Source organism: Shewanella sp. QJM3NY_23 (genome assembly GCF_056173105.1).
In genome coordinates, this window is record NZ_CM149657.1 from 1,343,685 (window position 1) to 1,367,220 (window position 23,536).

At 43.1% G+C, this 23,536-nt stretch carries 22 protein-coding genes and 1 tRNA gene; 13 read left to right on the forward strand and 10 right to left on the reverse strand.

The annotated features are described in order from the left end of the window. The first annotated feature begins 23 nt into the window (after positions 1–23). From AC0VXX_RS06215 to AC0VXX_RS06230, 4 genes are all read left to right on the forward strand, one after another. Positions 24–1,544 (forward strand): phospholipase D family protein, encoded by a 1,521-nt coding sequence (locus tag AC0VXX_RS06215; protein WP_475516377.1) that lies wholly within the window; start codon positions 24–26, stop codon positions 1,542–1,544. A gap of 95 nt (positions 1,545–1,639) precedes the next feature. Next, complete coding sequence (locus AC0VXX_RS06220) at positions 1,640–2,539, forward strand: chemotaxis protein CheV (protein WP_475516378.1); 900 nt, start codon at positions 1,640–1,642, stop codon at positions 2,537–2,539. Positions 2,540–2,843: 304 nt separating this feature from the next. Further along, positions 2,844–4,067 carry a serine/threonine transporter SstT gene (sstT, locus tag AC0VXX_RS06225; RefSeq protein WP_475516379.1) on the forward strand — a complete coding sequence of 408 codons (1,224 nt, stop codon included), beginning with the start codon at positions 2,844–2,846 and terminating at the stop codon, positions 4,065–4,067. Between the two features lie 331 nt (positions 4,068–4,398). Then, entirely contained in the window at positions 4,399–4,806 is a 408-nt protein-coding gene (locus AC0VXX_RS06230; protein ID WP_475516380.1) for a hypothetical protein, read from the forward strand. 71 nt (positions 4,807–4,877) lie between these two features. Here AC0VXX_RS06230 and AC0VXX_RS06235 read toward each other — a convergent pair whose 3' ends face one another. After that, positions 4,878–5,531 (reverse strand): RluA family pseudouridine synthase, encoded by a 654-nt coding sequence (locus AC0VXX_RS06235; protein ID WP_475516381.1) that lies wholly within the window; start codon positions 5,529–5,531, stop codon positions 4,878–4,880. 205 nt (positions 5,532–5,736) lie between these two features. Here AC0VXX_RS06235 and AC0VXX_RS06240 point away from each other — a divergent pair, with 205 nt between their 5' ends. Next, on the forward strand, positions 5,737–6,456 hold the full coding sequence (locus AC0VXX_RS06240) for a substrate-binding periplasmic protein (RefSeq protein WP_475516382.1): 720 nt from the start codon (positions 5,737–5,739) through the stop codon (positions 6,454–6,456). A gap of 190 nt (positions 6,457–6,646) precedes the next feature. Further along, positions 6,647–7,573 (forward strand): M14 family metallopeptidase, encoded by a 927-nt coding sequence (locus AC0VXX_RS06245; protein WP_475516383.1) that lies wholly within the window; start codon positions 6,647–6,649, stop codon positions 7,571–7,573. On the opposite strand, the gene AC0VXX_RS06250 is transcribed toward AC0VXX_RS06245, so the two are convergent. Beyond that, positions 7,557–8,201, reverse strand: a complete 645-nt coding sequence (locus AC0VXX_RS06250; protein WP_475516384.1) for a LysE family translocator — start codon at positions 8,199–8,201, stop codon at positions 7,557–7,559. The genes AC0VXX_RS06245 and AC0VXX_RS06250 overlap by 17 nt on opposite strands. A 234-nt stretch (positions 8,202–8,435) precedes the next feature. On the opposite strand from AC0VXX_RS06250, the gene nadE reads away from it, so the two are divergent. Then, positions 8,436–9,269, forward strand: coding sequence for an ammonia-dependent NAD(+) synthetase (gene nadE, locus AC0VXX_RS06255; protein WP_475516385.1), 834 nt, complete (start codon positions 8,436–8,438; stop codon positions 9,267–9,269). Between the two features lie 71 nt (positions 9,270–9,340). Here nadE and AC0VXX_RS06260 read toward each other — a convergent pair whose 3' ends face one another. Continuing rightward, positions 9,341–9,793, reverse strand: coding sequence for a DUF6942 family protein (locus tag AC0VXX_RS06260; protein ID WP_475516386.1), 453 nt, complete (start codon positions 9,791–9,793; stop codon positions 9,341–9,343). Between the two features lie 165 nt (positions 9,794–9,958). Here AC0VXX_RS06260 and AC0VXX_RS06265 point away from each other — a divergent pair, with 165 nt between their 5' ends. Then, positions 9,959–10,696: an alpha/beta hydrolase gene (locus AC0VXX_RS06265; protein WP_475516387.1), complete on the forward strand. Its 738-nt coding sequence runs from the start codon at positions 9,959–9,961 to the stop codon at positions 10,694–10,696. Here AC0VXX_RS06265 and AC0VXX_RS06270 read toward each other — a convergent pair. Beyond that, positions 10,632–12,187 (reverse strand): IS3 family transposase gene (locus AC0VXX_RS06270; protein ID WP_475514037.1). Its coding sequence is split into 2 segments (ribosomal slippage): positions 10,632–11,734 and positions 11,734–12,187, totalling 1,557 coding nucleotides; the frame shifts between segments, so codons are not numbered across the junction. The genes AC0VXX_RS06265 and AC0VXX_RS06270 overlap by 65 nt on opposite strands. Positions 12,188–12,368: 181 nt before the next feature. Here AC0VXX_RS06270 and AC0VXX_RS06275 point away from each other — a divergent pair. After that, on the forward strand, positions 12,369–13,172 hold the full coding sequence (locus tag AC0VXX_RS06275; RefSeq protein WP_475516388.1) for a hypothetical protein: 804 nt from the start codon (positions 12,369–12,371) through the stop codon (positions 13,170–13,172). A gap of 7 nt (positions 13,173–13,179) precedes the next feature. Here AC0VXX_RS06275 and AC0VXX_RS06280 read toward each other — a convergent pair whose 3' ends face one another. From AC0VXX_RS06280 to AC0VXX_RS06300, 5 genes are all read right to left on the reverse strand, one after another. Beyond that, entirely contained in the window at positions 13,180–13,506 is a 327-nt protein-coding gene (locus tag AC0VXX_RS06280; RefSeq protein ID WP_475516389.1) for a GGDEF domain-containing protein, read from the reverse strand. Further along, complete coding sequence (locus AC0VXX_RS06285; protein WP_475516390.1) at positions 13,490–14,749, reverse strand: PDC sensor domain-containing protein; 1,260 nt, start codon at positions 14,747–14,749, stop codon at positions 13,490–13,492. Before AC0VXX_RS06285 ends, AC0VXX_RS06280 begins: the two co-directional genes overlap by 17 nt. A gap of 331 nt (positions 14,750–15,080) precedes the next feature. Further along, positions 15,081–15,157: transfer RNA gene (locus AC0VXX_RS06290), tRNA-Pro, on the reverse strand. A 138-nt stretch (positions 15,158–15,295) separates the two neighbouring features. After that, positions 15,296–17,080, reverse strand: a complete 1,785-nt coding sequence (locus AC0VXX_RS06295) for a DUF3413 domain-containing protein (RefSeq protein WP_475516391.1) — start codon at positions 17,078–17,080, stop codon at positions 15,296–15,298. Between the two features lie 113 nt (positions 17,081–17,193). Then, positions 17,194–17,409: a YejL family protein gene (locus AC0VXX_RS06300; protein ID WP_110456785.1), complete on the reverse strand. Its 216-nt coding sequence runs from the start codon at positions 17,407–17,409 to the stop codon at positions 17,194–17,196. A gap of 77 nt (positions 17,410–17,486) precedes the next feature. Between AC0VXX_RS06300 and yejK the strand changes: the two genes are divergently transcribed. The 3 genes from yejK (at position 17,487) to AC0VXX_RS06315 (ending at position 20,529) form a co-directional block, all read left to right on the forward strand. Then, complete coding sequence (yejK, locus tag AC0VXX_RS06305; RefSeq protein WP_475516392.1) at positions 17,487–18,518, forward strand: nucleoid-associated protein YejK; 1,032 nt, start codon at positions 17,487–17,489, stop codon at positions 18,516–18,518. Between the two features lie 238 nt (positions 18,519–18,756). Continuing rightward, on the forward strand, positions 18,757–19,638 hold the full coding sequence (locus AC0VXX_RS06310; RefSeq protein WP_475516393.1) for a 6-carboxytetrahydropterin synthase: 882 nt from the start codon (positions 18,757–18,759) through the stop codon (positions 19,636–19,638). A gap of 102 nt (positions 19,639–19,740) precedes the next feature. Then, a complete protein-coding gene (locus tag AC0VXX_RS06315; RefSeq protein ID WP_475516950.1) occupies positions 19,741–20,529 on the forward strand; it encodes a M23 family metallopeptidase in 789 nt (262 codons plus the stop codon). A gap of 1,089 nt (positions 20,530–21,618) precedes the next feature. Here the strand turns inward: AC0VXX_RS06315 and AC0VXX_RS06320 are convergent. After that, positions 21,619–21,774 (reverse strand): hypothetical protein, encoded by a 156-nt coding sequence (locus tag AC0VXX_RS06320; protein ID WP_475516394.1) that lies wholly within the window; start codon positions 21,772–21,774, stop codon positions 21,619–21,621. A 685-nt stretch (positions 21,775–22,459) separates the two neighbouring features. On the opposite strand from AC0VXX_RS06320, the gene AC0VXX_RS06325 reads away from it, so the two are divergent. Beyond that, entirely contained in the window at positions 22,460–23,527 is a 1,068-nt protein-coding gene (locus AC0VXX_RS06325; protein WP_475516395.1) for a porin, read from the forward strand. Positions 23,528–23,536: the final 9 nt, after the last annotated feature.

Here is a 23,536-nt window from a genome sequence, read left to right on the forward strand (position 1 = left end):
ATTATCTGACATTACGGCGGCTTATGTTGAACAAGATTTTGCTTCATTTACTGCTAGCAAGTTGTCTGCTTGCCTTAGCGGCTTGTTCATCTAGCCTACCGGAAGTGGCTAAGACGCCGAGTTATAAATTACCCATCCCAACAGAATCATCCCTCTATCAATATCTACAAAGTGAATTGGCGCAACACCCCGAACAGACGGGAGTGCTTCCGTTAGGCTCTGGTATTGATGCATTTATTGCGCGTTTAACCATAGTGCATGCAGCGAGTCGCAGTATTGATTTGCAATACTATATCTATCGCGCCGACGAGACGGGCCGTATGCTGGTATGGTATCTCATCGATGCCGCCGATAGAGGTGTTCGTATTCGATTGTTGCTCGATGATTTGACGACTAAAACCCTTGATGAAGGCTTGATGATCTTGGCCAGTCATCCCAATATTGAAGTACGCTTGTTTAATCCCAGTTACGATAGAACATTTCGTAATTTAGCCATGTTAACTGGCTTTGCTCGCCTTAATCATCGTATGCACAATAAGTCTCTAACTGTCGATAATCTCATTACCATTGTTGGTGGACGTAATATTGGCAACGAATATTTTTCAAAAAATAAAGAGGTGGATTTTGGCGATTTTGACCTACTCACCATAGGTGAGGCGGTCGATAAGGTCTCGGATCAGTTCGACTTATATTGGAACGCCTCTGTGGTGCATGATATCGGCAGTTTAACTAAGCCGGTAACGCCGAGTATGGTAGCTAAAGCGCAAGCCAATATGGCGCAGCAGCAAGCGCAATTTGAAGATGATGAATTTTTACAGCGTCTTGAGTTTAGTCAGTTATTAGATCAGATCCGTACAACGCAAATGGCATGGTTTTGGGGCGATGCAGAAGTAATTTATGATCCACCTGAAAAAGCGCTTGGGGCCCAACAAGATCAATGGTTATTGTCGAATTTGGGGCGTTTTCTCGCCCAAGCTAAGCATCAAGTACTGTTAGTTTCCCCCTACTTTGTGCCCACAAAGTCAGGCTCTGAAGCTTTAATTGCGGCGGTGAAAAACGGAATAAAAGTCACCGTTGTGACCAATAGCTTGGCCGCAACCGATGTATTGGCGGTTCATGCGGGTTATCAGCGTTATCGACAATTACTGCTGGAAAATGGGGTTAATATTTATGAGATGAAGGTGGATGTTAATCATCGGCCGACAGCGTGGAAGGGCAGTTCGCGCTCAAGTCTGCATGCAAAGACCTTTGTACTCGATACCCATGCTGTATTTGTTGGGTCATTTAATTTTGATCCTCGTTCGGCGTGGATCAATACCGAGCTGGGTCTTATTTTTAACGATGAAGTATTTGCCTCATTAATATTAGCGGGTATTGACAGTAGTTTACGTGAAAATGCTTACCGTGTTGGGCTCGAAGAGGGCGAGTTAGTTTGGTTTGATGATAGTCAGTCGACCACTTATTACAGTGAGCCCAATGCCAGTTTTTGGCGAAAACTCATGGCTGATTTAATTGGCATACTGCCGATAGAATCACAGTTATAGAGGTCAAATTATTGCAGATTGAACATCGTCAATAGTGGGTGGGTGTGGTAGTGTACGCTCATAAAAAATGGCTCATATCTAGATGTCGGTAAATTATGAAAAGTAAGGCAAGCCAATCTCAAGGCTTATTGTTGTTTAGACTGTCACACAGCCAACTGTTTGCCCTTGGCACGCTTAAGATCCGTGAATTAGTGCCCTATACCAAGCTGAGCGCGATTCCAAAATCCCATCACACCATTATTGGTGCGGCGACGGTGCGAGGCAATACCATCCCTATTATCGATATGGCAGCCGCTGTTGGCTATGCGCCTATTGGTGAAGATGAGCGTGAAAATGCCTATATCATTATTACCGATTGCCAGCGAATGGTGATGGGGTTTTTAGTGCGCTCTATCGATAAAATCATGGATTGTAATTGGCGTGATATTGAGCCACCACCATCTAATTTAGGTAAAAATGCTTATCTTACAGGCGTAACTCGGGTCGACGATAAGTTAGTGCAGTTGCTCGATGTTGAATTGCTATTGTCTAAAGTATTTCCACTGAGTCTGGCAAGCAAACGCGCTATCTTGACCGATGTACAGCGTGAGATCTTAAAGCCGCTCAACATCTTGTTAGTCGACGATTCTCTGGTGGCCCGAAAACAGCTTTCGGATGCCCTCGATAGCATCAATATTCCTTATCAGGTGACCTCCGATGGCCGTGAAGCGTTGGCGATTATGGAACGGGCACATCAAGCGGGGCATCCAGTTGATCTATTGGTCAGTGATATTGAAATGCCAGGCCTCGATGGCTATGAGCTGGCTTTTGAGGTGAAAAACACCCCAGCATTAGCCAATGCCTATATTATCTTGCATACCTCGTTATCGAGTGAAATTAGTGTTAGCCAAGCCCATCAAGTCGGGGCTAATGAAGCACTAACCAAGTTTGATGCACATGAGCTGATTGAAGCCATGTTGCGAGGTGCTGAATCCCACCGTGGGTTAAAACATTAGCGTCTTGTTATGTTTATGCTGCTAATGAGTAATATATGCAGTTAATTTAAGCCGATTGCTAGACAACGCCAGTCAGATTCTATAAAACCTCAAGGTGAAGGAAGTTTAATCTTGAATCGATTGGCGTTCTGCGCTGTTTTTCCTTTCGCACACATAGCCGCTAAGCCACAGTATTATTCGCAATAACTGCTGGTTAAATAAGATGGCTAATAAACAATACAACAAGAAAGTGATACGACGTAAGAAAGTCGAGCGTGACACGTTAAGTGTCCAAATCTAACAAATTAAAATAACAGGTCAATCAATGAATCAAAATCCGTCTTTGTTTGCTAAGTTAGCAAATGGCAGTTTAGTGCTGCAAATTGTGTTGGGTATTGTTGCAGGGGTATCGTTAGCACTGTTTTCGACATCGGCTGCGCACAGTGTCGCCTTTCTTGGCGATCTTTTTGTTGGTGCGTTAAAAGCGATTGCACCTATTTTAGTGTTTATCTTGGTTGCAGCATCGATTGCTAACCAAAAGAAAAACGCTAAAACGAACATGCGTCCTATCGTTACCTTGTATCTTTTTGGTACGTTTGCCGCGGCGATCACCGCGGTAACCTTAAGTTTTATGTTTCCAACGACATTGGTGTTGGCAACCGGGGCTGAAGGTGCTAATCCACCCGAAGGTATTGCTGAGGTGATAAATACCTTAATGTTTAAGCTGGTGGATAACCCGGTTAATGCACTAATGACAGGTAATTATATTGGCATTTTAGCCTGGGGTGTGGGCTTAGGTTTAGCCTTACATCATGCCAGTGAAACCACCAAAACCGTGTTTGCCGATATCAGTCATGGTGTATCACAAATGGTACGTTTTATTATTCGCCTTGCTCCTATCGGTATTTTTGGTCTAGTGGCCAATACGTTTGCGGCGACAGGTTTTGAAGCGCTAGCCGGTTATGCTCAGTTACTTGCTGTGCTGCTTGGCTCAATGCTCATTATTGCACTAGTGGTTAACCCGCTTATTGTCTGGTTTAAAATTAGACGTAATCCATATCCATTAGTATTTACCTGTTTACGTGAAAGTGGTGTTACAGCATTTTTCACTCGTTCAAGCGCAGCGAATATTCCGGTGAATATGGCTTTATGTGAAAAGCTTGATCTGCATGAAGATACCTATTCAGTCTCTATTCCACTGGGCGCGACCATTAATATGGGCGGCGCGGCGATCACTATCACTGTGTTAACGTTGGCGGCAGTCCATACCTTAGGTATTCAAGTCGATATCTTGACAGCGATATTACTCAGCGTCGTTGCCGCGGTATCGGCCTGTGGTGCATCGGGTGTTGCAGGTGGCTCGCTGCTGCTCATTCCACTGGCTTGTAGTCTGTTTGGCATCTCTAATGATGTCGCGATGCAAGTGGTGTCGGTTGGCTTTATTATCGGCGTTATCCAAGATTCGGCTGAAACTGCATTGAATAGTTCAACGGATGTGGTCTTTACTGCATCGGCATGTGAAGCCGCAGAGCGTACCGAACTTGCCTAGTAAGCTTAAATCGCGTCACAGTAAAAAAGAGCCTTAGGCTCTTTTTTTTTGCAACAATACAAAACTATATCATATTTTCTGTCGTCAACCAGTTAAAACGGCTTTATATCAGGCTTAGCACGAGACTATAAATGGGCAGTGTTGATGATAAGGAGACTGATCTCAATGACGCATTATTCGTATTGCAAAGGTATGAGATTGTATTAATAGTGATTCAGCTCGCATCTTTATTTTAACTGTAAGATACAATTTTAACTAAAGCATTAAAAAATAGTGTTAATTTAACTATTTATTTGCGGTATTGTTTTATGAATAACGAGGTTAAAGGATTATGGATAAAAAACGTAGAGTAATGTTGGATGAGTTTGGTAGTAATGACCTCTCAGCGTTACTCCAGATCATAGAAATGCCTGTGATTGAAAAGCGTAAACGTCTAAGTTGGCAGGAGCAAGATATGGATACCCGGCAAGTAATAGGGCAGTGGATTGATGAGCGCCCATCATTAGGGGATAAAATTACCCTCTATCGCCAAGATGGTAAGCTGTTTTTGGAAACTTGGTACACAGACGGTTGCCATAGTTTAGATGAGATGCAAGCGACTGAAATAGATGAAGGCTTAAAACTCGAAGATCTCGGCGGAAACTTGTTTGGTGAATATTTCTTATTGTCAGGCGATAATAATTTACAGTTTTGTAATAGTGCAGAGTGTTTTTATACTGCTAAGCGCATTGCGGCTTAATTTTTAGCGTCAACCCCTATGCTATAAACGCGGTGAATATCATTAGGTTCACCGCAGTAACAGACGCACCCCTAAAACGGATGCTTACTGTAAAATTGCATGTCACCTTGATGAAACGGGTGAGTAATTTTTAAATGCTCAGCATGCAAACATAAGCGGGGTGACGCGTTAATGACCGCTGCGTTACCGTAAAAGTCATCACCTAAAATCGTATGTCCTATGGCTTTCATATGTAGCCGGAGTTGATGGGTTCTGCCGGTGATTGGTTTTAACTTAACTAATGTACTGTTTTCTCTGCGTGCTAACACCTCAAAATAGGTGGTCGCAGCTTTGCCATCTGCGGCAATCATCTGCAATGGTGGCTGAGTCGTATCGGCTTTCATGGCCAGCTCAATTTTCCCCGTATCTTGGCTCATAATACCGTCAACTTCTGCCACATAATATTTTTCAGTCATCCGGTTTTGAAATTGAGTCTTAATATTAGATTCCGCTTTTTTATTGAGTGCGAACACCATGATACCAGACGTCGCACAATCGAGGCGGTGCACCAAAATGGCGTCGGGAAATCGCTGTAATAAGCGGTTAATCGCACAGTCAAAGGTATTTTCTGCTCGGCCAGGATTAGAGAGCAAGCCTGCGGGCTTATTGAGCACAACAATATCACGGTCTTGGTAACGGATATCGAGCCACGGGATTGCTGGGGGCTGGTAATTAAAAATTTTCATTGGTTCTCCTCGGGCGCGATCCTACCAAACAACGGCCTTGCTGTGTAGTGGTAACGGGCTCTTGCTCTGTTTAGTGACACTTGCCCTAGCACTCAGTCTAGCCTTCTGTTAGCGTGATGCTCTCTGGTTAACATTTAAGGAAACTATGTTGCAGTACCTGTTACAGTCACTTCGCATTAAGCTTATTATTGGATTTTTTTTAAACATGTTTAGCGTGTTAGCACTGGCAAATCCCGTCGTGATGGCTTCTGATGAATGGTGCCCTTACATATGCAAACCGGGTCAGCAAGATAAGGGATATGTGGTTGAAGTGGTGCAGACCGCTTTTGCAGCGATGGCGCAGCCATCCGAATTTGAGATCCAGCCCTTTTCTCGAGCATTGAAAAGTGCGCAACAAAATAAAATAGATATCGTATTAGCGGTCAATAATGAACATCTTCAACGTTACCAGTTACAGGCTTCTAATCAGCCAATTGGGCAATATAGTAATGATTTTTATGTTGCAATAAATGACCAATGGCAATACGAGCGCCCACGAGATCTTTATGGTAAACAGCTTGCCATTATCCATGGGTATAGCTACGGCGAGGTATTAGATAATTTTTTACCTTTATTGACTGGCGTTTATCGCGCGTCTGGCTCATCGCCCCTGAAGATGAATTTAAAGCGCTTGACTAAAGGGCGAGTGAACGTGGTCTTGGGGAATCGTTTGGTTATTGATTACGTGGCGCAACGAGATCATCTTGATGCAGATATTCAATATGCGGGCAGTGAAGGGTTGCCGGTGACACTTTATGTTGGCTTTAGTCAGCATGCTGTGGCAAAAGGCTTACTTGAGGTATACGAGCAAGGGTTAACTAAAATCCAATCCTCGGGGCAATACCAAGAAATCTTACAACGTTATCACGTGACGCAAGCGCGTTAGATGTGATGAACATAATCACTTATAAGCTATAACATTTTTGCTGTCGTTAACATTTTAAACGATTCACCTTAGCCTCAAACTTTCCTAACAGTATGATATAGTTGGCAGTTTAATGTTAAGTTATTAACGTTTTATCATTTATAAGCAGTGGGTTTGCAACTAACAATAAGCAAAGAGGATGCTCAATAAGATGGCGCAAAAATATTCAATCGGCACACCTGGGCAGGCATGGGGTGAGGCAGAAAAGGCGTTATGGCGTCAAAATCAACAGATTAAACGTTCATATCATGATGAGGTGGTGTCTAAAATTAACGCGCTTTCTTCAGGTTTTGAGGTGCTGCAGTATGGCGAGTTAGACTATCTCGAAGGGCTATACCCCTTATTTGCCCTTAAAAGCCAGTCTTGGTCTGATGATAAACCGACTGTCTTAGTCACTGGCGGGGTTCATGGTTACGAAACCTCAGGTGTGCAAGGCGCGTTGAGATTTGCCGCCACTCAAGCGAAACAATGCGCTAAATATTTTAACCTGTTGATTGCTCCCTGCGTGAGTCCTTGGGGCTATGAAACCATTAACCGTTGGAATCCTTTAGCGATTGACCCAAATCGTTCATTTTATCCCAATAGTCCTGCTGGCGAGTCTGCGGCGTTAATGGCCTTGGTTGCGGGCTTAGGCGTCAAGCTTATGGCCCATATTGACTTGCATGAAACAACTGACACAGATAATAGTGAGTTTCGCCCCGCTTTAGCTGCAAGGGATGCTGTTGAACACACCAATTGGAATATTCCCGACGGCTTTTATCTGGTCGGCGATAGTGAAAATCCTTGTGATGAGATGCAAAAAGCGATTATTGAAGCCGTTGCTAAGGTGACGCATATTGCTCCTGCCGACGAGCAAGGTCGTTTGATTGGAGCGCCTATTAGCCAATTTGGGGTGATCAATTACCCCACTAAATCATTAGGTTTATGTACAGGTTTTAGTGATGCACGTTTTAACACCACCACTGAGGTCTACCCAGACAGTCCACAAGCCGATGCGGAAAATTGTATTTTGGCTCAAGTTGTAGCGGTAACCAGCGCACTCGATTACATTTTGAACCAGCTTAAAACAGGCCGTTAATTATCACTAAGCTAACGCTGACAAACAGCAACCCAGTGATCAAGTTGATCACTGGTGTTGCGCGTTGCATCTTTTGCTGAATAATGGGCTTTGATAATACTAATGCGATTAAGCTAAACCAGATTAATGACAATATGAACATCAATAGTGTGACAGCAACTTTGGTTTCTATGTTTACGGTGGGCGAGATTAATGTTGAAAACAGCGTGATAAAAAACACCATGGCTTTAGGATTAAGTAAGTTTGTAGACAGGCCCTGAATAAAACCTTGTCTAATCGTTAAGCTGTTGCAGATCTTACCTTTTGTAGCCAATACTGTTTTATTGCGCCAGTGAGTAATCGCGGCTCTTATTGCCCCCAGTCCCATCCAAGCTAAATAGCTAGCACCAACAAGTTGTACTGCCAAATAGATAGTGGTTGAGCTTTTGATAAGTAGGCTAACGCCTGTGAGGCTTAAAAGGGTATGTAAGGTGATTGCTACAGCTAACCCCAATGAGCAGGCTAATGCTGTCAGTCGCTGCTGTTGGGTCGCAAGTTTTACCACCAGAGCAAAATCAGGACCTGGGCTAGCTAGCGCAACGGTATGAATAACGGCCAATGATAACAACAAGTGATACTCTAATCCCATTTAAACAGACACCTTAATTTAATAATCTTAAGACATTAATGCTGCACATTTATGAATGGGAGCACCAGTTAGGTAATGCCTTATTACTGCGCTGCCATAGGTTAATCGTCAGCTGGCAGTAAATCCAGTATAAATAATCTGCTTAGAAAGTTTGAGTCGTGAAATTTATGTTGAATTAGCTCATAATGAGCACGCAAATTTCAGCTGTCAGCTAATTTAATCGGAGTCGGAATTGTGAAAGGACAGATCATTCGTGAAATGAAGGTACAACCTGTTATTGAGGTTGAGTACGAAGTACAACGACGTATTGCCTTTATCAAATCTAAGCTCAAGGAAGCCAATGCGACTAGTTTAGTGCTTGGGATCAGTGGTGGTGTCGATTCATCTCTTGCTGGGCGTCTATGTCAAATGGCTGTAGACGAACTCAACCGTGAAGGTGAGTGCGAAGGGAGTTATCAATTTATCGCAGTGAGGCTGCCCTATAAGGTGCAAAAAGATGAAGATGAAGCTCAGTTAGCTTGTCAGTTTATTCAGCCGAGTAGATTGGTTACAGTCAACATTGGCGAGGGGGTCGAAGGGATCCATCATCAAACGCTTTTGGGGCTAGAGCAAGCTGATATCATGTCTCACTCTCATGGAGATGTCGAATTTGTTAAAGGCAATGTGAAAGCCAGAATGCGTATGATTGCGCAATATGAGATAGCCGGTTTAACGGGCGGTTTAGTGGTTGGCACTGACCACAGCGCCGAAAATATTACTGGTTTTTACACTAAATGGGGCGACGGAGCCTGCGACCTAGCTCCTTTATTTGGTTTGAATAAACGCCAGGTGAGGCAATTAGCTGCAGTGTTAGGTGCCCCTGATATTTTAGTGAATAAAGTGCCAACGGCAGATCTTGAGTGTGATAAACCACAGCTCGAAGATGAAGTTGCCTTAGGGCTGACCTATGATCAAATCGATGATTTTTTAGAGGGGAAAGCGGTGGATGCTAAGGTCGAGGCACGTCTTATTGCAATCTATAAGGCGACGCAGCACAAGCGTAAACCAATTCCAACTATTTATGATTAATAAATAGCGTGATGAGATTTGGACTATGACAAAAAAGCGCCTTGGGCGCTTTTTTTGTTGCGCTTAATGATTTATTTATCCAATTTACTGCGTAAATCGGCAATAACATGGTTAGGGCACTGCCTATAATCGAGATAGGGCAGTAGATAAATCATATGCTTATCATGGTTTAGTACTTTAATTTTTGGGTTTTGGTCTAATATTGGTAGGTTGAGACTTTTTGCGCTTTGCTGACCACAGACAAAATGGTGTTGTGCATTACGCTTAAGCGCTGTAGCGCCAAACATAATATGGTTACCTTGTGTTAAGAGTTGTGGCATATGGTGACGCCAATCAGTATCGGGTGCAGTTATTTTCGCCATAATAACCAGTATTTTACGCCAGTGATTACCATTGAGACTTATCAATTGTTCAATAGCGTCTAGCTGAGTGTAGTGCCACTTACTGGGAATGATTGGCGCTGTAGGCAGGTAAAAGCAGGTATCTGCACTTGTAGAGCCAATACTGAAGATGTTGTTGGTCATTGTTTTATTTGTTAGACGTATATCTCATAGAGTCTACCGAGTCATATCGGCTATGTTAAGTGGGGTTGTGTTAAAAGGGATTAATTAGCCCGTCACGCGATTATAAAATAGGCTCAGCTCAAATGATCCGTTAAGTGGGCTGGACAAGTAAGGGATGATACATAGATGAGAATACTACTTACATCGACCAAACACCTCTTATTAGCGTTAACTTATGGCATATTGGGAACAATACTTGGACTATTAGTAGTAGGAGTGTATGTACTCAATACTCAAGCTGATCTGTCGCTATGGCACACGATAAAGCTGTCATCTCAATTTAACCAGAGCATGCAACTGACAGATTTTAAGCAGTACCTTGCCCTAGAGGATAAGTTGTTTAAAGAGGTAGACACAAAAGTATATCAGCGCACCGAACATCTTGTTCGTCAACCGCTCAACCGTTATGTACGCCATAGCCTATCCGATCCTAAACAGTGGCCACAGGATTGGAATCGCAGCTTTGAATGGCCAAATTCGACGGCACAATATGGCGTGTTATTACTGCACGGTATGTCAGATTCCCCCTATTCATTATCGCATTTTGCTAATCACTTTCGCGCTAAAGCACATGTTCTAGGGTTACGTTTACCTGGTCATGGCACATTACCTTCTGGGCTTGTTGATTTACGCTGGCAAGATATGGCGCAAGCGGTTAGTTTGGCAACGCGTCACCTAGAGCAACAGCTTAATGGTAAGCCGCTGTATGTGGTTGGTTTTTCTACTGGAGCAGCATTAGCACTCAATCATGAGTTAGAAGCGGTGTTTTTCAAGGTAGTTGGCACTCTTTACTTAAATTTTAAGCTGCATTTCTTGTTTCAGTTTCAGACTCTTTTTTTGGGTTCAACACTACCTCACCGATAACGTCACAGTTCCTTATACCGTTTGGCCAGCGTTTAGGGTTTCTTGATCTTGCCTCTTCTAGTACCTCCTTACGCTTAGATAAAATCGCTTTATCTTGCATCGCATGTCGCTCACTCGGTGATACAAAATTGAGCTTACTGTGCTTATGTTTGGTATTGTACCAAGTCACAAACTCTTCTACCCATTCCCGTGCCTCGGTGATGTTTTTAAAGCCAGAGCTAGGCCATTCCGGCCGATACTTTAAGGTTCTGAATAATGCTTCGGAGTAAGGATTGTCATTGCTTACGCTTGGTCTACTTAACGAAGCGGTAACACCTAACTCTTCAAGCTTGGCTTTCATCGTCAATGACTTCATCGGAGCACCGTTATCAGAGTGCAGTACTAACGGTTTTTTGAAGCATTGCTCACGTAGCATATTGCGCTGCATTAACTCGGCCGCTAGCTCACCACATTCTCGGTCATGGACTTCATAACCCACTATCTTACGGCTATAAATATCCTCAAACATATACAGATAATAAAAGCGCCCTTTGATGACCGAGGCTAAATAAGTAATATCCCAAGACCATACTTTGTTTGGCCCATCTGCAACGTAAGCATCTGGTTTGCTTCTTTTTGTTACGCCTTGGCTTCGCCCACGCCGATTTAATTGTTCATTGGCTTTTAACACTCGATAAAAACTCGACTCTGAAGCGATATAGACCCCCTCATCAAGCAGTGTCGGCACGATTTGTGAGGGAGGTAGGCTTGCAAACCTTACCTCATTAGAGGTTGCCAATATCTGCTCTTGCTCATCATCATTAAGCTTGTTAGCAGGCGCCCGTCTTACTGCCGTAGGCCTTAAATCTGCCTGCACTTTTCCTGCTCGATACCAGCGGCGATACGTCCGTTTACTTAACTCTGCTTCAGCGCAAGCTTTGTAAAGACGCGCACCGTGGGCATAAGCTTCTTGTATTAAATCCACCAGTGTTATGCGCTTAGGCAAAGGCGTTAACTCTCCTCGCTGTCGTCCTCCCAAAGCGCATTGAGCTTTTTTCTAAGCACCAGTAAAGCCGCAGCTTCAGCGAGTGCCTTCTCCTTATAACGTAATTCTCGTTGCAGGTATTTTATTTCTGCCTTGTCTGATTTGGCTTGCTGCTTAATCGTTTTAGCTTGAACTTCACTCGTCTTAAAACCACCTAAACAATCTTGTTTCCACTGCTGAACTTGTTCTCGAAACAAGCCTTTTTCTCGGCAATATTGGCTGATTTCAGTTTCTGACATTGGTGCTGTTTCAATGAGAACTGCAAACTTAGCTTCAGCTGACCAATCATTACTGGTTAATGTTTTACCTGGCACAGGGCGACCCTCTTTTTTGGCTTTATCTCGCCAATGATACAGGGTTTGGTAGGAGATCCCCTCACTGCGAGCCACTTCCGTGACCGTCATATTGTGGGGAGGTAATAATTTCTTTAAGACAGCGTCTTTACGTTCAGGTGAATATCGTGCCATTGAGCTCTCATTGACCGCCCCCTTTATTTAATTATTGGATGATTTTAAGGGGTGACAACAATCCTGACACAGGGGGGAAGCCTTAAATCAAGATAAACCTTCTAGTTACTCAGGGTTAATCTTTCTTTCCCCTGCCATAGGGTTATCACCTGTTGCCGCCGCAGCAAAGTGGCAATCAAGGTTGGGTCAATGGTTGGGGTTAGAGAAACTCAGTTGGAATGCGGTACAAGCTGAATATGATCCGTTTAAATATAACTCGTTTGCGGTTAATGCTGGCGATGTGGTGTATCAGGTTGCGGCGCGTAATCAAGTGTTGCTTAATCAGATGACTGAATTACAAAAAACGCAATTAACTCGTGTGCTTACCTTTCAGTCAATAGCGGACAGTACGGTATCAACGGTCGATGTCATAGCGAAATTATATCAAGGTTTACCGGCCAAAGAGCATCAGTTGTTTTTGTTTGATATTAACCGTATTGATGTCAATTTAGCTTTGGTAGTCAATGACCCAATAGATGCCATTAAGCCTTTAATTGGTTCTAGTCGATTACCATATCAGTTAAATATAGTTCAAAATCAACGGTATAAAGACAGCCTTGATCAATGGCAAACCAGCGAGCAAGTTGAAGTGGTGCGTTATCAAGATGGCGATATTTTGCATGAGCCACTGGAGGTTAGTTGGCCAAGAGCAATTTACTCTTTATCTCATGTCGCATTGCCTTTTCCGGCATCTGATGATTTGTATGGACCAATAAAAAGGGCGACTACCCAGCCGAGAGTACAAATTGGTGCCGTATCGACCAAGGGAGAGCGTGGAGTGCTCGGCGTACCAGCGTCAGAGATATTACGCCAGAAGTGGAATCCATTCTTTCCGTATATGATTGAATGTATAGATGAATATATCAGCGGGCAACAGCAACTGGCAAACAACCCTAATGCGTTAACTTCCCCGCTTAAAACCAATACTGACTCTGCAATAAGGTGATGAATTGTTACTCGTGCGTTTGAGTAATAAGTTGGCTGCAGATGACGCGATTGCGTCCCTCTTTTTTTGCTTGATAGAGATTAATATCGGCTTGCTTAAACCAACAATCTATATCGCTTTGGTAATGATTACTACTTATTACTGCGCCAATACTGATGGTCAGTTGGATACTATTTTCAGAACTTATAGGGATCAGAGCATCAAATACCTGCTGCCTAAATTCATTAAGATGTTGTTCTACTTCTTGCGGATTGCATAGGGGTAAAATAATCAGAAATTCTTCACCACCATAGCGAGAAATAAGGTCTGTATCTCGTTTAAAAAATTGCTGCATGATCTGGGGGATTACCATTGAGCATGGCCAAGTTGGTTTTATAGCTAAAGCCACTATGAGAGAAAATAAATTCACTTAAGGGCTGCTTATTGAGAGCTGGTGATGCATAGATCACAAGATTATTTTCGTCGGTGAGCACAATATTGTGCTGCGTCTCATCTGGAAGGCGTTGATAAATTTGTGCAAAGTTTGCAAGCTCTAACGAGCCTTCTATTATTCCTACCGGTTCCAGCGGGCTTTTGGTGTTATAAAGTGGTGCACTGATCGCGACAATGGGGTCGGTGCCGGATCCTCTTCCTAAAAAAATCGGTGAGGTATAGGTTAGTTGGTTGAAAAACGCCTGTTGGAAATAATGGCGGTCCACAATACTTGCAGGAGCATTATTTCGCGAGGTTTCAATGTTGATAACGGGGCTCGAAATTACGATATGTCCCTGCTCATTAGCGATAAGCATGGATATAAAATCAGGATAGTTTTTATGTAGTTTTAACAATAGCATTTGCCATTGTTCAGGATCATATTCAGAGAGACTTAACCAACGAGCGATGGTATCGACGGCGCTTACATGGGTATCGATAAATGTGTCGGTTGCCTTACCTAAATGCAGCGCGGTATCTTCGAGTTGGCGTTTAACATCTAACTGCTGATGGTTAATTGAGAGATTATTAAAGATCAATGCCGAAACCAGCAAGGCTAATGTCAATAATTGAGTAAAGGTATAAGTGAGTTGCTGATTAAAGCTCTTACGGCGTTGATTTTTGAGCTTTCCGGAAATATGAAATTGTCGTGGCAACATAATGATGATTATTGTGCCTAGCGATGTGTAGAATATGCCGTTGATCCCTTGTTTCAGTGTAATGAAAAACATATAGCTTTCAGGCATCTCTAGCACAAAGCGTACTACAATATAAAATAGCGGCATACCAACTATGAGCCAAAAAACCACATCGGCATATAGAGAATAATATTCTTTACGCCGCGCGTAACCCAGCCATATGGCTTCGAGCGGAAATAAGATGAAAGTGTGCCAACTACCCCAGGCCAGATATAAACCGCTTGCGCACATCAATGCAGTGAGCAAGGCATACCAAGGGCCTAAGAATACCGCGACAATGACAAAAAACAGGTTGCCGATAATAAGCTGTTGATTACCGAATAATGGTATTGGCACTAAATTAAGCATTAGGCCCAGCAAACCTAAAACAAATGCAAATGCCAGATGGCGCTTATTTATCAACTGCATAAATCCCTATGTGAAATTGATTTTTGTCGTCGCAGGTAAACGTTATCTTTATGTATTGGCCTAGTTTAAGTGATTTATATGATAGATTACCAACTAAAGGTCTCATTTTTATAGTAATTTATTAAATTATTGAAAATGGCTAGAGAGACGAGTGACGCCTTATAAGAAAGGGTTTTCTAAATTTGCCATCTCTTAAGTTTTATCCACTACGATTGCAAGTGCTTTGAGGGGAAACAAATCGATAGCTAAAAGGCGCGCTTACCAGGTGATGGATAGCAAGGTTACAAACTGGCATAAAAAAAGCCAGCGATTAAGCTGGCTTCTTAGAATTTGGTCGGTATGAGAGGATTCGAACCTCCGACCCCTGACACCCCATGACAGTGCGCTACCGGGCTGCGCTACATACCGATTATATCCAAAACAGAAAAACATTGGGGTCTGTTTAAGACAGGCAGAACTTTATCAAGCCAACTTGGGTTCTGCAAGTATTAAGCGTGCTAATCATGGTTAATTGCTTAGTTTATAGGCGCTAACCGCTGAGATACCCTAATGGTGATAGAATCTTCGCCCCTCGCGCATCACCTCTATCAATTCAGGAGCGCTGATTTTTTTACGTAACTGCTGGCTGTAGTCTTTGTTGTAGATGCGATATTTACCATGGCGATCGATAACGGTGATCTCATCTTCTTGGTAGATACCGAATACTTGATCATCGCCTACGTAAGTCCAGCTTGCTGAGCTTGGCTGTAGCAGGCTTTCACCTGAACTATAGTCAGAGGCCTTATTGTTACAATTCATCATCTGCGTCATTAATGTAGGTACCACACCATAATGGCTGGTGGGGTAATCGACAGTTTTCGCATACTGAGTCCCAGACCAGTTGATGATAAGCGGCACATTGACATTCACTGGCGACAGGTTTGAGCGCGGCTCATCATTATTGCTGGTAAAGACTTTGCCACTCACCCCGGTGATTAATACTAAGGTGTCATCGGGTATTTCACTTAACAGCTTAGCCAGTTGTTTATCAATGAAGTTTAATGATTGACGATATTGATTAAACAGCACTTTTTGCGCTGGCTTCAAGTCATGTTGTGGCTTTACGGTTTCAATGCCAAGAAATCCGATAGGCGTGTCATAGCTGTCTGGACTTTGTAAATTGATTAACGTAAACCAAGCGGCATTCTGCTGCTGTTGCCACTGTTTAAAGGCTTCGATAGCCCTTATATCTGCCGCCGCGATACCGCTGTCGGTGTTTTGAAGGTGGCTCTCAAAATCCTGATACATGGCTAATGGGGGGGATAACGCCATTTGCGGCGCGAAATGGGCTAAAGCATAACCTTGCTGTTTAAGTTGTTGAGTTAACACCGGCGATCGATAATTTAAGTCATTGGCACTAATGTAACTGCCTTGCAAACTATACAGTAGTGAAAACATGCCGCTACGATGTACATTTCCGCCACTGAGATGTTGTTTGAAGTAATGGTTTTGCTGTGCGTATTGATACACAAATGGCATGGTTTCTGGGTCGAGCAAATCAGCTCTAAAGCCGTCAATGGCGATAACCAACATATTGGTGTGATGGCTTGCCTGGCATTGTAGTGGCGAGATAGGGTAGTTAAGCGACGGTTGAATCTGATGTTCCGCTGCGTTTATCCTGCTTTTTTCGATGCCATGACTCTCCATAAATGAGCGCGCGGTTGCCGGGTAGGATAATGGGTAGGCATCGTCAAGTCGGGTGATCTCTTGGATGTCGGCAGCATCAGCCCAGATATGGATTAAATGACTGCTGACAAAACAACAGCCAATAAATATCACCACTTTATAACCATAATTGGATTTGCGAATGCTTTCTATCCGCTTCCAGAGGTAATTGGCGGCGATCAGCTCGAGGATGATCAGTCCCAGTGGGGTGACGATATAAGAGGTGCCTTGTAGCAGTGCATTCAGATCGGCCCAGGCGATATCAAACACAAAGGGGCTGAGGTGCAAGCCATAATCATCATAGATGATAGTGTCATAGAGTAAAATACACAGGCTAAGGGTCGCGGCTACGGCGCCTAATCCTCTAAGTATTTTGGAATAGGGCAATATCAAGGTAATAGGAAATAGCACCACCAAGTAAACGATGAATGCTAAAAAGCTAAAATGGCCTAACGTGCTGATAATTAAATAGCCCCAGCCTATCCAAGAGTCTGGTGCACCGATGGTTTCGATATAGCGGACACCAATAATCATAGCTAGGAAGCCATTAAAAAAGGCAAACCAATGCCCCCAGCTCACTAAGCGTGACACACGGTCACGGCTCATCTCTTTCTTTCGCTCGATCATAGGGATCCGCTATCAGTTGACATACAAGTTTATCTTAATTGCCTATTGTTCGACTTACTAGTTTTTTACGAATAAAAACAAGGTTATTACTGGTAAACTAGTCAAGCTAAACCTTAGCCTTTAACCGATTGTGTTAGGGCGTTAGCAAATTGCTGTGCAACCTGATCGCGCGCCTCTTTAGGCACCTTGCGCATCAGCAGATCGGTGACACAGTTACCCAACACCATCAAACTCAGATCGGTTGGGGCTTGATGTTTGTCGAGTACCGCTAGCATTTCTGCAAGAATAGACTCAACTTGTGCGTTCGAATATTTAGATTGGATAGCCATAATTAAAAAATTGTTCACTTTAATTTGAAATAGCAGCATATAATAACGGATTTCTACCATTATCACTATCGAGGCTTATGAGTATTAACGTCGAACAAGCAATTATTCACGCTATTTCCCAAGATGGCGAAGGCCAACTGAGCTGCAGATTGCGTCCACAACCGCTTTTGAACAGCCAAGCCGTAGAAACTATGCTCGAAGAGCTGCATCAAACTTATACCACCAAGGCGGGTAAAGGCTTTGGTCATTTTGGTACTCACGGTGAAGACGGAGAGGCCAACCCTAAGTTTAAAGAAGCGTTAACAGCATACCGTAATGGCGATTTAGGCTTTGTTGAGTTTTCGAGTGTGGCGGGTAAGTTACTGCAAGAAGAGCTGGCTAAATATGACTTCAGTCAAGGCGGTTTCTTGCTACTGTCTTGCTATACCCATATGACCAGTGACTACCTTTATGTGTCACTGCTTAATGCCAAGTCATCAATGACTGTGCTCGACGATATGGAACTGTCGCAAAATACCCATCTGGATTTAAATAATGTACAGCTGGCTGCCCGTATCGATTTAACCGAATGGCAAGCCGATCCTGACTCGGTTAAATATATCTCCTTTATTCGTGGTCGTGCGGGCCGCAAAGTGGCCGATTTTTTCCTCGACTTTATGGGCTGTGTCGAAGGGGTCAATACCAAGGTACAAAATAAGCAACTGATGAACGCAGTTGAAGATTTTGTCGCCAGCAGCGAACTCACTAAAGATGAGCGCCAGCAGTGTCGTGAAAAGGTGTTTGATTACTGCAGCGAGCGTTGTGATACCGGCGCCGATATTCAATTAAAAGACTTGGCCGATGAATTAGCCGATTCGGGCATGGACTCGTTTTACGATTTTGCCCAAGGTGGCGACTACGAGCTTGAAGATGAGTTTCCAGGTGATAAGCCGACACTGCGTCAACTGAAAAAGTTTTCAGGCACTGGTGGTGGCGTGACCTTAAGTTTTGATGGGCAGCACTTAGGCGAGCGAGTGATTTATGATCCTATCTCCGACTCGATTCTGATTAAAGGGGTGCCAGCTAATCTTAAGGATCAATTAGATCGACGCCTAAAGGGCGGACAATAGCCTTTCCTTGAGCTAGCCTAAAAGCCTAAGCTCACGAAATGGCTCGCAAAGGCGCCCTAAATATGGGCGCTTTTTTGTGATTACAGATAGTGTATTGGCGCGTTTTTATTGCGCAACCCATGCACCATGACTTGCTAAAATGTCACCGATAAGGTGAAATCATGACTTATGACTATATCCGTTGGCAGTTCGCCAATGGGATGAATACAGGCAGACTGTTTTTCTGCCAGGAGATTAAATGCAACTTTTTGTTAGAGATTTAACCGTTATTGACTTTTCTTACCTGTGTCCAATCCGAGGCATGGTAGGCGAAAGCTGGATCGTCGACGTATTGCTTGATGGTGGTTTAGATGAGCAAAACATGGTGCTGGACTTTGCCAAGGTGAAGCGCACTATAAAAAACACCATTGATGATGTTGCGGATCATCGCTTATTGATCCCCACCGCCTGTTCAGAGGTGCGTTGGCAGCAACAGGGCAACCGTGTATGGATGGATTTTGATAGTCTGCAAGGCGACATTCATCTTGCTTGCCCCGCACAAGCTTTCGCGCTTATTCCCACCGAAATTATTGACTTTGATAGCGTTAACACCTTCTTGCAAAAGGCCCTTGCCGAGGTGCTACCGGATAATGTTAACGGTATCGCATTAACGCTGCGCAATGAAATGCACGACACGCCGTTTTACCATTACTCCCATGGATTAAAGAAGCATGATGGTAACTGTCAACGCATCGCTCACGGTCATCGCAGCCCCATTAATGTGTTTGAAAATGGCGTTGCTGCACCGCAATGGGACGAATACTGGAGTCGTCGCTGGAAAGATATCTATTTAGGCTCGGCCGATGATATGGTCGAGGTTGATGAGCTTGATTTATCGCCACAAACCGAGGTTAACGATGAGACCCATTATGGTTTTCATTACGTGGCCCCACAGGGCGACTTCCAGTTGGCTATGCCGAAAAAACGCTGTGAAATCATCCCCCATGACACAACGGTAGAACTGCTAGCCGAGTTTATCGCCAATACTATGGTTGCCGAATCACCCGATAGCGAATTTAAAGTGATCGCTTATGAAGGTGTGGGTAAAGGGGCGATTTCGGTTAAAGGCGGCGCGGCGTAATCGCGGCTTTATCCATGGTCATCGTTGTCGTTTAAGGAGGTATATTTGAACTATTTGGCTGTATTGCTCGGCGCCATATCGCTAGGTTTTAGTGGTTTGGCAATGACGCAAGTGACCCTTAATGGCACGTTAGAGCAAGGGGCGTTAATCCGTGCTCAAACCACGCCAGGGACTTTAGTGTATCTTAACGGCAGCGAAATAAAGGTGACTCCTAAGGGGAGCTTTGTCTTTGGTTTTGAGCGGGATGCCGCGCTTTCGCAAGAGTTAACCTTAGTTTATCCCGATGGGCTTACGCAAATAAAACCGCTAACCATTCGTCAGAAACAGTACCATATCGATAGCCTGACTGGCATCGCGAAAAAAATCATGAAGCCTGATCCTAAAGCGCAAGCCAGAGCAGCTCAAGATAGCAAGCAGGTAAAGGCGGCCAGAAGTCAATTCTCAACTCAAGAGGCCTTCGCTCAAGATTTTATTTGGCCTTTAACGGGCAGAATATCGGGAGTGTATGGCAGTCAACGAGTCTATAACGGTACGCCTGGTAATCCCCATTTTGGTGTCGATGTGGCAGCGAAAACGGGGACCGTAGTAGTGGCCCCTGCCGATGGGGTGATCACTCTCGCGGTGCCAGATATGTTTTATTCGGGTGGCACGATTATCTTAGATCATGGCTATGGCGTCAGTTCAAGCTTTCTTCATCTTAGTAAGTTGTATGTGAAGTCAGGCGAGATGATTAAACAGGGGCAAGCCATTGCTGAGGTGGGGGCTACGGGCAGAGTGACGGGTCCACACCTGGATTGGCGTATCAACTGGTTCCAGATGCGGCTCGATCCTGTGACGGTTGTGCCGTCAATGGCCAGTGTATTAGCCACGGCCAATGATTCATCCAAATGATAAAAAAGCGACCCTAGGTCGAATCTCAATTTGTTTACATCATCTAGCTGGTGTTTGCCGATGAAGCATATAGCACTAAGTTGAACCCATTGTGGTTATCTCATTAAGTTAAAATCACATTAAATTAAGCTATTAGCAACCAGAACTGGCCCAGTTTGAGCTGTTCAATGTGGGCATGCTCGCTAGGAGCGTCGAACCGTTATGGACAGGTTCGACGCTAAGCCATTACTGACATTTATGAAAAATGGCGGCACATAACCTTATTTATTGAAGTTGTCAGATTTATTGAAGTGGTCAGATTTATTGAAGTGGTCAGATTTATTGAAGTTGTCAGATTTATTGAAGTTGTCAGCGAATGGACTGTCGATGATATAACATCATATTCTTTACGTTGGTATGTCAGTTCCTTATCGATAAATGCCGAGTAAGCTTTATGGTTCGGAGATAGAGCTTACGGCAAAAGCAGGCTTTATTTCGTCGAAGCGTACTATTAAATAAATACTCTTATCTAAATATTTATTGTCAGATTTTAAATTCAAAATTGTTCTTATTTTAGGACTTGCTTTTTATTGCTGTTTGTTTTTATCTTCAGAGTCTATTTTTCCTCGCTGTTAAATAGGGTTTCTGCAGTTTGTTTTTTCGTTTCCATTGTTTCGTAATGTAAACAGTGTTGGCCGTTTTTTTGGTTTTAAATTAAATTGCGTCTTTTAATAACTATTATTATATTTGTTAAATTTAATTAAGTAAGTCTGTATGGAAGTCAGATGGTTTACCGTGAGAACATATTATTATGATTTTTGGCGGCAGTAGTTTTTCACATTTGCAACCTAATTATTGAGTAAGTTAATATGGTTGTAAAATGAACGGTCAACTTGTCATAATGAGTTGCTATCACGCTAAAATACTCGAGCCCAGCAAAAATTTTCAACTAAATGCCGATATTGGTATCAATACGAATATTAGCGTTATCAATCTTTGGGTTTGACTTATAGGGTCACTGCCACAGCGCCACATTTGCGCACTGTATCTCTCATTGCTTCACTGTTGTAACCTTTGTCAAAAATAATAAAAGTACTTTGCGGCAATAGCTCAATTAGCGGCTTTGTTATCATTGACTTCTTCGCTAGTCACAATGGACTTACTCTGTAAACCATCGCTGTCGGCACTAAGGCGTCGTGCTACAGCTTGATTTTCCTCATCTGAGGTACCAGAAACTGTGCTGATGTGCTTTAACATCAATCCCATCAAGAAGTCCCTTTCCTTGCACCCATTTGTGAGCATTCACGGGTAGTGATTTCGTTGTATTTCTTTTGGGCAAAGCAAATTATTCAATTAAATTCAAACAAAAAATCTACAGACCTATATGTAGTGGTCAATTGGTTTTTATTATTTATTTTTTTAGTGAATGAAACTGTATTTGTTTATATATCAAGCGTAATAAGTGGTTTAGTTTCTAAATTTTAATTTTGTAAAATTTGTGGTTCGTCTTAATAGCCTGAAGTAAATATACTTTTTTGAACTCACATCACACTTTTTTTCTTGCCTTAAACTTACAGCTTACCTAGTATGGGATGTTGATTTATGTGGTTGATTGTAAGAAAATGTTTATTGATAATGATCTAATTGTAATTTAGCTGCAACTTAGTTACGAGAGGTTGGTGTGTTGGTTTAACACTCATATTTAAAGCATATTTGTTTTGCGTTATTTGACATGTTGATGTTAGGCGCTCAACTTCTAATATTGTTAACCTGAATATACATATCGCTTCAAAATCTCAATGGTCATTTATTAAACATTTAAGAGTGTTTTTTCGTGTATGTCGGAATTGCTTAACATTGAAAAAATACTCTTCTTCCCCAAATTAATCATACATAAATAATTATCTAATCAAATTTAGGCCCGTACTACGATGGGGCTGAAGTTTATCAAATGGAAATATATGCGATGCTTAGAAAAACAACCGTTGCAATCGCCTTAGCTTCTTTGTTTTGTGCTCATGCCGCTAACGCATTAACACTACAAGAAAGTGATAATGGAGATTATATCAGCCTGTACGGCGAAGTGGGGGTCGGTGGTCATTTTGCAACTAGTTCAAAATATAACCACGATGAGTTTTACGATACTAAGGGTTACGTAGATGACAGTTTTGCCACCATGGGAGTCAGGGGCGAGCGGAGTAACTTTATTTACCGTTTAGAGTTGGACTACCAACGCCGTAACTGGCTTGGTGGTGATGGCGAGTTTGAACTTGCGATCGACAAGATGTATGTCGGTTATGTGTTCAATGATGATCACTGGATTGAACTTGGTTTAACTGATACTGCTTTCGATGAATACGATCACTTTGGCGACTTTACGTTCAACAAGTCTGTTGAAACTGGAGAAGCTGGCGATCAAGAAAACACTGTTAAATATGAAGCCAAATTTGAACACTTAATCTACGGTGCTTCATATTCTTATGAAGGCAAACACAAAAGTGGTGCAGCCCAAGGTGATATCGTCAATGGCTATGTAGGCTGGATGTCTGATTTTGTTTCTATGGTAGTTGGTGTAGAAGCCCGCGGTGGTTCGGAAGGTATTTCAAAATATGGTGAGCAAAAACTTCTTGGCTTAGGCTTACGCGTTCATGTCATGCCACAACTCTCTATTGGCTTTAACGGCTTCATCGAAGATGAAGACTTATCTACTCGTAAAAGTGGCGATGTCCACCTTGCCTACGAAACGTTCCGTAACTATGGCGCCACCCTAAGCGGTAAATATAATCTCAATGAATCTTGGGAAATTATCGCTTCAGCCAACCATGAGCAATATGAAGACTGGGACGTCGAAAGCCCGAACTACGATTATACCGAACTTCCTGCGGAATACGGTAAAGAACGCCAATGGGCAAGCTTAGGTTTCAACTACCGTCCTGCTAGGGACATTGTGTTGTCACTTGAAGGCCGAGTTGGCGAAGCACCGGAAGCAGCATATGCCTACGCGCGCATGTACTTCTAGCTCTATTCC

Coding starts and splice junctions, on each gene's coding strand:
- AC0VXX_RS06260 (WP_475516386.1), bottom strand. CDS start 9,793: ATGACCAACAACATCTTCAGTATTGGCTCTACAAGTGCAGATACCTGC.
- yejK (WP_475516392.1), top strand. CDS start 17,487: ATGAGTATTAACGTCGAACAAGCAATTATTCACGCTATTTCCCAAGAT.
- AC0VXX_RS06220 (WP_475516378.1), top strand. CDS start 1,640: ATGAAAAGTAAGGCAAGCCAATCTCAAGGCTTATTGTTGTTTAGACTG.
- AC0VXX_RS06235 (WP_475516381.1), bottom strand. CDS start 5,531: ATGAAAATTTTTAATTACCAGCCCCCAGCAATCCCGTGGCTCGATATC.
- AC0VXX_RS06245 (WP_475516383.1), top strand. CDS start 6,647: ATGGCGCAAAAATATTCAATCGGCACACCTGGGCAGGCATGGGGTGAG.
- AC0VXX_RS06300 (WP_110456785.1), bottom strand. CDS start 17,409: ATGGCTATCCAATCTAAATATTCGAACGCACAAGTTGAGTCTATTCTT.
- AC0VXX_RS06230 (WP_475516380.1), top strand. CDS start 4,399: ATGGATAAAAAACGTAGAGTAATGTTGGATGAGTTTGGTAGTAATGAC.
- AC0VXX_RS06315 (WP_475516950.1), top strand. CDS start 19,741: ATGACGCAAGTGACCCTTAATGGCACGTTAGAGCAAGGGGCGTTAATC.
- AC0VXX_RS06320 (WP_475516394.1), bottom strand. CDS start 21,774: ATGGGATTGATGTTAAAGCACATCAGCACAGTTTCTGGTACCTCAGAT.
- AC0VXX_RS06250 (WP_475516384.1), bottom strand. CDS start 8,201: ATGGGATTAGAGTATCACTTGTTGTTATCATTGGCCGTTATTCATACC.
- AC0VXX_RS06325 (WP_475516395.1), top strand. CDS start 22,460: ATGGAAATATATGCGATGCTTAGAAAAACAACCGTTGCAATCGCCTTA.
- AC0VXX_RS06265 (WP_475516387.1), top strand. CDS start 9,959: ATGAGAATACTACTTACATCGACCAAACACCTCTTATTAGCGTTAACT.
- AC0VXX_RS06280 (WP_475516389.1), bottom strand. CDS start 13,506: ATGCAGCAATTTTTTAAACGAGATACAGACCTTATTTCTCGCTATGGT.
- AC0VXX_RS06310 (WP_475516393.1), top strand. CDS start 18,757: ATGCAACTTTTTGTTAGAGATTTAACCGTTATTGACTTTTCTTACCTG.
- AC0VXX_RS06215 (WP_475516377.1), top strand. CDS start 24: ATGTTGAACAAGATTTTGCTTCATTTACTGCTAGCAAGTTGTCTGCTT.
- sstT (WP_475516379.1), top strand. CDS start 2,844: ATGAATCAAAATCCGTCTTTGTTTGCTAAGTTAGCAAATGGCAGTTTA.
- AC0VXX_RS06285 (WP_475516390.1), bottom strand. CDS start 14,749: ATGCAGTTGATAAATAAGCGCCATCTGGCATTTGCATTTGTTTTAGGT.
- AC0VXX_RS06240 (WP_475516382.1), top strand. CDS start 5,737: ATGTTTAGCGTGTTAGCACTGGCAAATCCCGTCGTGATGGCTTCTGAT.
- AC0VXX_RS06295 (WP_475516391.1), bottom strand. CDS start 17,080: ATGATCGAGCGAAAGAAAGAGATGAGCCGTGACCGTGTGTCACGCTTA.